Annotated in this window: 9 protein-coding genes and 2 pseudogenes; 1 reads left to right on the top strand and 10 read right to left on the bottom strand. The window is 47.5% G+C overall.

What is annotated here, in order from left to right:
• The first annotated feature begins 197 nt into the window (after positions 1–197).
• On the top strand, positions 198–431 hold the full coding sequence (locus tag ACEW9J_RS23340) for a hypothetical protein (protein WP_373547467.1): 234 nt from the start codon (positions 198–200) through the stop codon (positions 429–431).
• Between the two features lie 363 nt (positions 432–794).
• Here ACEW9J_RS23340 and ACEW9J_RS23335 read toward each other — a convergent pair whose 3' ends face one another.
• The 10 genes and pseudogenes from ACEW9J_RS23335 to ACEW9J_RS23290 all read right to left on the bottom strand — a co-directional run bounded on the left by ACEW9J_RS23335 (position 795) and on the right by ACEW9J_RS23290 (position 11,057).
• Positions 795–2,108 (bottom strand): DUF5615 family PIN-like protein, encoded by a 1,314-nt coding sequence (locus tag ACEW9J_RS23335; RefSeq protein ID WP_373547466.1) that lies wholly within the window; start codon positions 2,106–2,108, stop codon positions 795–797.
• Entirely contained in the window at positions 2,101–2,433 is a 333-nt protein-coding gene (locus ACEW9J_RS23330; protein ID WP_373547465.1) for a DUF433 domain-containing protein, read from the bottom strand. Before ACEW9J_RS23330 ends, ACEW9J_RS23335 begins: the two co-directional genes overlap by 8 nt.
• Entirely contained in the window at positions 2,430–2,630 is a 201-nt protein-coding gene (locus ACEW9J_RS23325) for a hypothetical protein (protein ID WP_373547468.1), read from the bottom strand. Before ACEW9J_RS23325 ends, ACEW9J_RS23330 begins: the two co-directional genes overlap by 4 nt.
• A pseudogene (locus ACEW9J_RS23320) lies at positions 2,631–3,032 on the bottom strand (Eco57I restriction-modification methylase domain-containing protein); the annotation flags it as partial. It abuts the gene before it with no gap.
• Between the two features lie 149 nt (positions 3,033–3,181).
• The gene (locus ACEW9J_RS23315) at positions 3,182–3,394 is read right to left on the bottom strand and encodes an Eco57I restriction-modification methylase domain-containing protein (protein WP_373547464.1); all 213 of its coding nucleotides are present in this window, start codon (positions 3,392–3,394) and stop codon (positions 3,182–3,184) included.
• 21 nt (positions 3,395–3,415) lie between these two features.
• Complete coding sequence (locus ACEW9J_RS23310; protein WP_373547463.1) at positions 3,416–5,275, bottom strand: hypothetical protein; 1,860 nt, start codon at positions 5,273–5,275, stop codon at positions 3,416–3,418.
• Positions 5,276–5,359: 84 nt separating this feature from the next.
• Positions 5,360–6,313 (bottom strand): nucleotidyl transferase AbiEii/AbiGii toxin family protein, encoded by a 954-nt coding sequence (locus ACEW9J_RS23305; RefSeq protein ID WP_373547462.1) that lies wholly within the window; start codon positions 6,311–6,313, stop codon positions 5,360–5,362.
• On the bottom strand, positions 6,310–6,933 hold the full coding sequence (locus ACEW9J_RS23300) for a type IV toxin-antitoxin system AbiEi family antitoxin domain-containing protein (protein WP_373547461.1): 624 nt from the start codon (positions 6,931–6,933) through the stop codon (positions 6,310–6,312). Before ACEW9J_RS23300 ends, ACEW9J_RS23305 begins: the two co-directional genes overlap by 4 nt.
• Before the next feature lie 39 nt (positions 6,934–6,972).
• Positions 6,973–10,216: pseudogene (drmD, locus tag ACEW9J_RS23295) on the bottom strand (DISARM system SNF2-like helicase DrmD).
• Between the two features lie 265 nt (positions 10,217–10,481).
• Positions 10,482–11,057, bottom strand: coding sequence for a hypothetical protein (locus ACEW9J_RS23290; RefSeq protein WP_373547460.1), 576 nt, complete (start codon positions 11,055–11,057; stop codon positions 10,482–10,484).
• Between the last annotated feature and the right edge of the window lie 583 nt (positions 11,058–11,640).

The raw sequence follows: 11,640 nt of genomic DNA, 5'->3' as shown, positions 1-11,640 counted from the left end.
GAGAGGAGGTTTCGAGCATTCGAGCTGTACTGGTTTTTTGGATAAAAACAGTTTAACAGTTCTCCTCTCTTTTTTCCTCAAACCCATTACTCATCAGCTTTTACGATAATTCTTACGGACTTTTGTCCGTCAATCAGGTTCTATATGGTGGGCTTGAATCAAGAAAAACATCTAGCCTCCCAAGGAAAATATTTTCAATGATAGATTCATCTATCCTTTGTATTTATGAATACAGTGAATATTTTGGATGGCTTCATGTTTTTTACTGGTACAACTCTCGGCCAGATGGAGATTTGGGTAATCCTTGGATTGCTAATTCCCAACATATTTATCTAGGTAGCTTTTATCCATTCTCTGATGAGGAAAGAGAGAAAATATTAGAGAGAATCAAGGGTGAAGAAAACGTTGATTCTCTAGACATACCGGAATAATTGTTTTCATCTAGATAAATTTATCGAATGTTGTGAAGTTCAGAAAAAGTCCAACTGTTCCACATCCGGCGGAATCAGATTAAGCTGCTTCTCCACTGTCACCCCCTTGAGCTTCTTCGCTTTCGCACCTTTCGCCTTGGACTTATTGGCCTTCTTCTCAGCCTGTTTACCACCCAAAATTTCCGCTTCGTGGCGATGCTGATTGAGTTCTAGCAGACGGGCGAGGACTTCATCGTGGGTGGCTTCTGGCCAGCGGTATCGCCAGGGCTTTTTGCGCTGACGTTTGCCTTCTGTGGGCTGGGTGTCTGATGGTTCTTCGTCTTCGTAGTCGAGGCGGAATTCGCAGGTGGTGGAGATGTCTGTTCAACCGTAGGCGGCGAGGACGGCGGTGTCCATTTGGGTGTGGAGTTGGCGCAGTTTGAGGATGTCTGCATCGTCTTCTTCTGGGTCGTGGAATCTGTTGTAGGTGGCGGTGAGTCCTTGGTTGTTGCGAATCATCAGGGCAGCGCGGAATTCGTAGTATTCTTGTCCAATCGATTCTAGTTCGCGGTTGGTTTCCCAGTTTTCGGGGAAGGGGAAAGTCTGAAAACAATCTGAGGGAGTATAAATAGGATCGTCTTTGATAGAAGCTCCCATAAATATCACCCAAATTTCATGTATTCTCGAATGCAATATTGTAAATGAAGAATAAGTATCAAAAGTAAAGACAACAAGTCTCTGATCGTAAACGTAGCCTTTTGGGAGGAAGGTTAACATTCTATATTTGCTTATTTGAGTGCTAACTAAAACGCGGTCGAGTGGTTCGATTGCTTTAAATAAAGCGTTTGTGTATCGACCCCAGAGCCACCATGTACTTGCTCGACGACGACCATCAGCAGTATTCATGTTTAGTTTTGCCCGCTCAGGCTTAACTTTATCTTCCACAATCGATATCAAATCTGGCCACTCGCGCGCTTCTTCTTCGCTCATCTCAGCAAAATTAATCACATAGCGATGGTGAGTATGGGTAGGGCTAGAATTCACCTCCTCACCACCAATATAAGGAAATATGCACTCTTGGTTGCGAGGGTTTTCTTCGATCAGACGTTGCATTTCAGCGATGGATGTTACGTTGATATTGCTATCATCAAATGTAAACCCCAGACCAAGAATCACACTACCTTGAAAACTTTTGTCCTCATTAGCAATCAACTTCTGAGGATCGTTATTACCTCCAGCATGAAATAGAAAAGCGGTAATTTTCTCAACAGGTTTACCATCGAGAATAATGGGCAGATCGATCTTTCTCATTTGTCTCAAATACTCTCGAATTACGAATAGCTTTTGACTCGAATTCGGTTGATTTTGCCGCTGAACTCGAATCAAGCGGTTGTGGAGTCGATCCTGAGTCTCTAGATAGTCATGAAGTACCTGAGCTTGTCTGAGGTAGTCTCGATCGTCCTTACAAATAATAATGCCAGCATGACTTACTCCATTGCGGTGTAATGCCACAAAATCATCGCGATTGAATGTGATGACACAGCGATCGTTCAGTGTGGCATACTTCAATACCTCATCATCGGGAATCCCTTGATTCGCCTGTCCTGCGTCGTAGGATGAGAGAATATCGTGGTTAAATTTGCGAAGTGCTTCGACTAGATCGATCGCCAGATTTTCATTTGAATACAGTCTAGCCATTCGGCAGATCTTCCTCATCATGGGAGACAATCAGCCGATCGATTTCCGCGCGATGATTTGCATAATAAGCCCTTGTAGCCGCCAAATCGAATAGAGTTAGGCTGGGGAAGTTTCGGAGTAATTCGGCTTCATCTGCGCCTTGATTGTGGAGCGAAACGAGCGTCCAAACCGGAATTCGAGTATTGCGGATACGTGCATATCCGCCGCATACTCCCACGGTTTTTTGAATATTGCGATCGGTAAGCTGTCCTTGCAACAGCAGATAATCTTCTGAAGGCAGAGCTTCAATCATTTGAACTAAAGATTCTACTAATTTCGTATTCAAGACTTGACTGTCTCCTGTATTTTCATAATATGCACCAAACTTACTACCACCGCTGCTAATCCAGGCCACTTATATCGCCGCGTGGCATTGTAGATTAGACCTCCATTATTACAAATGAACCGCAATCCAGTAGAGCGGGTATCGCCTTGGGCGATGGTATTGGTGGAAATCAAACCCATTGTGCCATTCGATCGCAATAAATCGAACGATCGCCGAAAGAAGAAGGCAACTAAATCGGAGTTACCATGCGACTCAGCATAGGTGTCCTTGAGCCAATCGGGCTAGCCTTCAGCATTGCCACTAGTCGTCGTGTTTTTGCCAGCAAACGGGGGATTGCCGACGATCGCATCAAACCCCCCATTTTCCCTGTCAAACACCTCTGGAAACTCAATCTCCCAGTTAAACGGCACTACCCGTTCCCGCAACCGCGCTGCAACCGCTATCATTCGCTCCGGCTGCAACTGCACCATCCCTGCATAATCCCGCCGCAGATCCTCCCGATCCTGCTTATTTTTACCCACCCCATCAAAGAACGCTGCGATCGAAACATCCCCCCTTAACCGTACCCCCGCCAAAGCCAACTCCGCCGACTGCCACATTTGCGCCTTCGCCAACGCCTGAGCATCCGATCGAGTATCCTGTACCTGAATCTCCGATCTAAATAGTTTCACTTCCAACAGCTTTTTATTCAACTCTTCCCCAATGGGCGAACCCTTTAAAGGTGATTCGATCTGCCAAAAGCATTAATCTACCGCCGCGTTCTCCCGACTAGGGAATCTCCACATTTGAGGGCGTGATCCAAGAATGTAAACGGCAAATCCCGCGAGAGCGTCACCAACCACAGCGATAATTTTGCCAAATTCACCGCAAACGGATTCTTGTCCACTCCATACAAACACTGCTGCGCCACCAACCGCCGCGCCATTAACAGCGGCTCATCCTCTCCCTTCTCTCCACTCAAAACCACCGATTCACCGCGATTTCAAGCTGCAACTACCTGCTCCGCCAACTGACGACAAGCCTCAACTAAAAAAGCACCCGAACCCATCGCTAAATCGCAGACTTTTAACTCCAAAATTTGCGCCGCCGTGGGTGTATCTCCTAAGCTTGCCAAAATTGGCCGGAGGGTATTCTCAACGATCGGTTGAGTCAACTTGCGCGGTGTGTAGTGAGAACCCGATCTGCGCCGTTCCTCCGTGGGTTGGAGATAAAGCGAACCAACGGGTAATAACTGTTTAGTTCGCCCTGAAACCCGTTGTCCGATAGCAGCGATCAGCGCATCGATCGTCTGCGCTTCTTTGACTCCCTTCGCTGCATTTGCCGCCAGTTCGCAATTTGCCCATTCCTTCAGCAGCTTGGCACGATCTCCAGACTTAGCTGCCAATAAACCTTCCACATCTACCACCACCGTCGTCGAAACCTTGGAACCCTTGGGCTTACTGTTCACGCCGATCGAGATCCTGGTAGCGCGATTGACGGTGTAGCCCATAATTCCCTCATAGACAGAGCCAATCTGCTCCACATCTAGCGATCGATATGACAGCCGCTCCCCATCCAACATCAGCAGCTTATCCAATACCCGATAGATTACCCCATCGGGTATCTGGGGTAGTGTTGAGCAGATTTGCCCCCCAACCCGCCCCCCAACCCCCAATTCTGGGGGAGCCGGATTCAGGGGGCTATTTCCCTCCAAAAATGGAAACTCCTGCGGATCGAAAAGTTGCCCATACCGCGCTGGTAAATAATCTGGAGTCGCGCCGCCACCCTCATAAATCAACCGAAATAGACTCAATAAACCAACCCAAGCCCCATAGCGATCGTCCATCGTATCGGGATAGCTACTATTGTCCGATCGCAATTGCTCGTACAATCCCGATACCGAATAATACTGCTGATACACCGAATCGTTGGGCATAATGCCCTCATCCTCGGCGTAGAGCATAAACACCAACCGCATCAGCGTGGTAATTAATCCCCCATACAGATGCTGATTCCAATCCTCACCCACATTCCCCAATAGTCGCCCATTCGCCGCCCCATCCGCGATCTGAAAACCGCGCAGTAATTCCCACAGCGCATCCACCACCTGCTCGGCTAACTGCTCCGACACCGCCGACTGATAATCCCGACTACTCGCCAAAATCTGCGGCAGCCGTCGATCGCTCGAACCATTAAACATCCGCTGGGCATTCAACAGCGTATCCAATGCCCCTAAAATTAGCCTTCCAGCCACTTCGCCCATCGCCGCGAGGGGAAATGTCAAATGACCGGAAGATTCTCCCCGTGGGGCATATACGAGGCGCAAAGCTTCACCATTCCACAAGATACCTGTCGGAATTTGACTCGATCGCAATAATCGCTCAAATCGCTCTTGCACTGTCGCATTCCAACTACTATTGGCTGGGCGATCGTCCAACTCCTGCCCATCTGCGACTACTTGCACCAATACAATCCATTCCTGACTGTCAGGATCTTTCACGCCGTAGGTAGGTTGCAATAGTTCGCCATGTTCTGGCAGTGCTAAAGTCATCGAGTCCGGTAGATCGCTCTGTGGCACTAAATCCGCCGCTTCCCAGTCCAAAATCTGCTGAGTAAAAGTGGGAAAATCGAGCGAATCTAGTTCTTGGAGACGGGCTTGAAGTTCGATCGGGCGACTGATATCGACGATCGCCTGAGCGCGAGTCAGAGCTAGGGGTGACACTACCAAACCAACTGGCTGGAGTAATCCCAACCATTCCCGATGCTTTAAAATTTGTGGATCGATGCCCATGTGAATTAAGTAGTAGTAATAAATTTGTTTGAGCGATCGGTATTTATTAGCCCCCTGTCTTGTCTCGCTCAATCTGGAGGTTTCCTCCAGAGCGCGAGCCGCTAAATCCCCCAAGCTTGGGGGACTTCAAGAGATTAGTTCCCCCAGAATTGGGGGCTAGGGGGCGATCTGCCATCCTCTTTGTCCCCCAACCCATCTACCACTAAATACCTCACCCGAACTTGCGATCGCACTCACTGGCAACAAAAATTCCTGAATTATTTCCACTACTTCCATCAAACTCAACTCAGTCGCGATTCTCGTTCCGAGAGGCTTCGCCAACGACTGATGCTTGCGTAAAAAAGCTCTCCAAGCCTGTTGTTTCTGAGCATCAGCCGCAAATAAAGGAGTCAATGCTACTACATCAGCAAGCGTTTGGGGTAATAGCGATTTGCGCCGCTCGAAAGTTGCTGTTAATGCTGCCCCTAATACGGTGCCATCGAAACTAAAATCTGTTGCCAATACCCACAAGTCGTAAAAATCTTTCAACCGCGTATTACTCATCCCTAACATCACCATCGCCTGAAACTTTTCTGCCACTACCGTTTCGCGGGGATAACTCAATACCTGCGGAGCGGGAAAACTCAATAATACGGGAAACTCGATCTCGATCGGACTGGGTGTAACTGCATCCCCAAATCCGACATCCACTTGTACCGGAATTCGCGTCCGCGTTCCTGCCAAATAAGCAACCAGATTAACTCTCACGCCTTCATATTCGCGATCGGCTTTAATCCGCGAACTAAGGACGCTATCCGTCGCAAATTCCAACCCATCTGCTTCAACATCCAGAACACACAATTCTCGAAAAATATCTTCGATTCTCTCCGGCGTGCTATCACCAAAACTCAGAAAATCAGCATCTCGTGTCGATCGATAAGAATGCTCCAGCCAAATATTAAATAACAGTGCCCCTTTCAAGACAAACTGTTGCTGATAGGCTGATTGACTCAGCCGATACAGCAATCGCTCTAAAGCATAAAGTACTAACGTCGTTTGAAAATCATTAGTACCAGTCAAATTCTTCAACCGCTGGCGGACTGAGGCAGCGAGCTGTTCTGATTTCGTCATAGCACTAGCATTTCCAAATAGGGTTGGATGACTTTCTGCACCCGACAGATTTGGGCGTAGTGAGCCAAAAGATTGAGATCTAACTTACGTGCTACCCAGGCTTCTTTGAGAGCTTCTAACGCCACATCTAGACCGATTGTCGATCGATATTTAAAGCAATCGGCGATCGTCTTGGGAATGTTATATACTCGCACCGGAATACCTGCTACCAGATGGGTTTCTATGCCTTCAGCCAGAGATTTACCAGACATATTGATCCGACGTAATGGAATCATTTCATCGGTTGGAGTTCCCCACCGATTATCAAACGCCATCCATACTTGCATGGGATTTTGGGTAGTCAGTTCGTGAAAGCGTAGAGCGGATAAAAGGCAGAGGGTACCGCGTGGAAATCGGGTACAGGCTTCGGCATAAGTTTGGAACTCAGTCAAATCGGCACTAGGTAAACTATATAACCCCCGACTAACCCACACTAATTTCCCAGCATTTACCAAACGGCGAAGTTGCTGAGGATGTATCCCTCGCGCTGTCAGATCGCGATTCTGTAAGATACCGAGTTCTTCCACTAATGTCAAAATAGGATCGGGGAGTGTCATCGCCAAAATCTTGTTATATGTCAATAACTAACAGTATTTTGTCACATTGTTGGGGCGATCTTTCTATTTACTCACAGGCCATAAATACACCAAACCCACAGGCTCAATTCGATCGGCTTTAACGCGATAAATTTCCTCAATCCGTTGCGGCTCAGTGTTAATTTCTAACTCTAGATCGTTGATACGTTTTCTCCAGTGTTTGCGATCGGCTTCTAATTGACGTAGCTCATCAGCGTTAAATAACGAAAGTTGATAACCGTGTTGCTTTTCCTTCGCCAGAATCGATTGCTGCTGCTCGATTAATAACTGCTTCATTTCCGCAGCCTCCCGTACCCCGCGCTCAGTCAACTTCTTCGTCGCTCTTTCTACCAAAGTAGCCGCTCGTTTCTCCAGATTGGGCAACAATTCCAGTACATCTTGAGCCGCAAACGATCGCAATCGCTCTTGAATCCCAATCGATACATCCCGCAACCTCGGATTAGCCAAAGACTGCTCCAATGTAGCCAGTACATTCTCCTTGTCACTTTCGCCTAACGCCTTCAGCTTCCCCTTCCCTCGCAAATCCGGCTCGATCCATTCTGCTGCTATCGCCACAATCTCGTCATGCAGCCGACTAGCTCTCGCACCATACAATGACAGCCGCCCCAGCACAATTACCTTCGGGAGCGGATCGTCAGTCAGACAGACACAGGCGCGAGTCAATTCATTATGCACGAATCCCTGCGCCAGAAAGCGACCGAGTAACCGCTGCACCAATCGATGCTCTAAATGGAGATGCACCACTTCCCCATCCAAAGAACCAGGATCGCGAAAGACTACAGGACGCACAGGGGCTTCATTGCGCCAATCCCACAGCTTTTGCCCTGGCTTCCGCACTGCTCGTAAACTATCTAACGTAGCCGCCCAAGCCGGATCGGTAGTTTGGCTATCCCGCTGGGGAACGATCCATTGCGCTCTGTCTCTATCCTTTAGTGCCGCACTAGCATCCAACGGTATTAAACTCGGTGCGCCCATGATTTCTAATGAGACTGAGAGCGCGTCCCGAAATAGTCGATCGTCCAAACCGAGCCACTCTTGAGAATCCTTGAGCATTCGATCGAGTTGAGCCAGTTCGGTGAGTAGTTTCTGTTGTGGTGGACGGGCGATCTCTAGTTGCTCTTGAATATTAATTCGTCGATTCTCTTGCAGAGAGGCTCCGCCAACGACTAATAACTCATCGGATTTACCCACTAACTTACTATCGATATCTTCAATCTGCGCCGTCAATTGGGCTTCCTGCTGGCTGTAAATCCCCGTATCCAATTTAGGTACTTGCCGCTCTAACACTGGTGACAGACTGCCTAGCTCCCGCTGAATGGTGGCTGTTTTCTTGACCAATACATCGAGTACCCGATCTTCCGCCCGTTGCGTGAGAATAAAGTAGTGACACCGCACCTCAGTTTCCCGTTGAAGCTTGCGATCGATCCGTCCATTCCGCTGCTCCATCCGACTGGGATTCCACGGGATATCAAAGTGAAACAGATCGGCGCAATAGTTCTGAAGATTAATCCCTTCTCTCGCCGCATCAGTAGCAATCAAAATTCGCAACGGATGAGTATGCGGATCGGCATTAAAAGCGATCTTAATCTGTTCGCGATTCTGTTCGCCCATGCCGCCATGAAAGAATCCCAGCCGTTGGGAAGTGTTACCGATCGCTTGTATAAGTTGCCGTTCTAAATAACTTTTGGTGTCCAAATATTCAGTGAAAATCAACAGACGGCGAGCGTTCCAAGCAGCTTGTAGTTGTCCTAAATTTGGGCACATATACTCCTTAATCCAAGCCACCAAATGCTGTACCTTCGCATCCGCCTGATGCCGAGCATTCTGAGCGATATTCCCCATTTCCGCCAATAGTGCCAACTCTTCAGTCCCAATCTCTCGATTAGTCTGTTGGGTGGCTCTAGTCATCTGAGCATCTTCTTCCGCTTGAACTTCAGCTTCGCTTAGTTCGGCTCGATCGTCATCAGAACCGATCGATTGATACAGTAGGGGAAATTCTTGTGTGTCAGATTGACGCTGTTTCTCTGCTTGCCTTTCGATCGACGATCGATGTACTTTCAACGTCCGTGCAAAGGCTTCGATCGATGAAAGCAACCGTTTTTGCAGGGAAGTAATTACCAGCTTGGCGGTATTCTGAGTAGACTTAGGCGCGTCTTTGAGTCGTTGCTCCCGACAGGTGCGATATTGCTGGAGCTTGGGCGAGAACCAATTCTGGAGCATCTACAGGTAAACCCTCGATCGAGATCGGGATAATCTTCCGCTGCGGGAAGTCTCCATCTCCCGTATCTCGCAAATCCTGCTTCAACCGCCTTACCATCACCGTCTCCAATGCTTTTTGATGCTTCTCTGGCTCGAATACCCCACGACAGAACCGTTGCGGATCGAGGATTTCGAGCAGGGCTGTGAAGCTGTTAGAGTGCCCATTATGGAGAAATAACTTGTGTTCAAAACGCGGTGCTAATTCCCGCATAGTTTTGGTAAGTTGAGAATCGATCGCATACCGCGAACCACTCGCTGGTGCAGCGTTATGCGCTTCATCCAAAATCAACATCGAACCAGGCGCAAATTCTTCCAGCCAAATACGCAAAGGTGCCGCAAAAGCTTCATCCCGTATCAAAGCATGAGAGATAATAAACCGATTGTGAGTAGCCCAAGGATTCACCCCATAGCCGCGCTCCCGTCGCTTACTCGCAAAGAACTCGCGATCGATTACCTGAAATAACAGCCCAAATCTGCTCTCCATCTCCTCTTGCCATTGCCGTACCACCGACGGCAGACAAGCAATTACCACCCGCCGAATTTTCTGGCGCATAATCATTTCCCGCAAGATTAGCCCCGCCTCGATCGTTTTCCCCAAACCCACATCATCAGCAATAAACAGCGACACGCGAGGCATTAACAACGCCTTCCGCAATGGTTCCAATTGATACGCCTTAACTTCAATCCCCGCCCGATAAGGAGCCTGAAACAACTTGGGATTGGTAGAGGTAACACAATTCCAGCGCAGCGTATGGAGATAGGCTGAGAAGTAGTGGGGTCGATCGAATCCCCGTTGAGCAACCTGCTCCCAAGTCGAATTTTCTAAAATCGCCGCATCGATCTCCCGTTCCCAAAAGACTTCTAGCACTTGCCCCTGAGCGTCATCATTCAAGCAAGCCAACGACACCAATGTATCCCCTTGAGGATGAATCGGTGGAGTGACTGATTCGACTAAATACTGACGGGCGCGGACGTTAACGATCTGTCCGATTTCGGGGGTAGCAAGCATGAGGGGGGATGGATGCAATGTCCCACAATCTTATCCCAATTAGCTCCAGTAGCTTGTCTGTATCGGTATATAAATGCTAAATCCTTTTGTAAAAATGTTTGTTAAGTAGTCGATCGAAGAAGTGATATTGCTGACAATGGAGAGGCTGTGCCTATGGCAGGCTCCGCCAACGCCAACGGTTGGGTCGATTAATTGTCGGAAAGTCATACAAAATAAATCTTCCTCTAACTATGAGTTAGAGGAAGATTTGTAAACAAACTTCAATTTATTGACTAGTCAATAATAGATCGATAATTTCAACCGCATTATCAACAGGGACAAACACCTTAGTCCGATGTTGAATAATCTCAGTAAAACAGCCCACAGCCTTGAGCCAATCGATATTATCGCTACCATAAACGGCCAACACCTCCAACCGATCGACTCCTTTATAATAATTCCGTTGCAACTCCCACTGACCCACAGATTTCACCTGACGATCCTCCCACACCAACTTGAAAATATCCTCAGCATTGAGTTTAATTAAATCTTTCAAACCAAAGTTACTGAAAACCTTCTCGATTTGATGTGGATCGATCGCTCGACCGAGTAAAATTCGACCATCATTCGTCTGTAGGCGGAAGACTTTAGGATTACTATCGGGTAACTGCTTCCAAACAGGTAATAATAATCCACAAATCAAGTAGATGCGTTCGCGCTCGAATTCAGGAGCCAGATCGATTAATTGCTGCCATTGTTTCCAGTATTGGTTTGTAGGTGTCTCAGGTATCCAAACTTTCTCGAAATCGGGGAGATCGAGTTTATGCCACGATTTGCTAGAAACAGGCTGATAAATTGCCATCACATCCACAGCCGAACCATCGCGTTTGATCCGTTTATCGATTAAACCCCCGATCGCTAAATTACCAGTTTTAGCATGACGATAGAAATTAAACCCTTGAGTATTCGCGATATGCTGGGCACTGTCGATCGAAACTAAGTGTGGTTTGTTAAGCTTATCAATCGAGTAGCAAATAGTCTCAGCACCAGATGAGTGGGTATTGAGAATTTGAGTCTCGATAATTTCAAAACCGCCATCGCCGAACAGATTTTCAACACCGCGCTCGTAACTACCCGCAGCTTTAGCTTGTTCAATCCTGTCTGAAATCCGTTGTTCAAATTCACCAAAGAGGATGTTTTGGGGTTATTTGCATAAACCCTCCAAAAGGGGGATTAGTGAAAAACGGAGTTTGACACAATACCCTTGAAACCCTTACCAGCAAAGAAAAAACAGTCTCAGAAAGTATACTTTCTGAGACACATCCTTATCATGTCTCTTTTTATGTCTCAAAATACCTTTCTCTTAAAGTCTAAAGAATAATGAGATATATGAGTACAACTTGGAGTTTTTCAGTATGGCTCTGGTTGGATATGCACGAGTTAGT

Origin of the sequence: Chamaesiphon sp. (assembly GCF_041737865.1) — a bacterium.
Taxonomy (GTDB): Bacteria; Cyanobacteriota; Cyanobacteriia; order Cyanobacteriales; family Chamaesiphonaceae; genus Chamaesiphon.
Note: the sequence above shows the minus strand (reverse complement) of the source record. Positions and strands in the feature narration are given on the sequence as shown.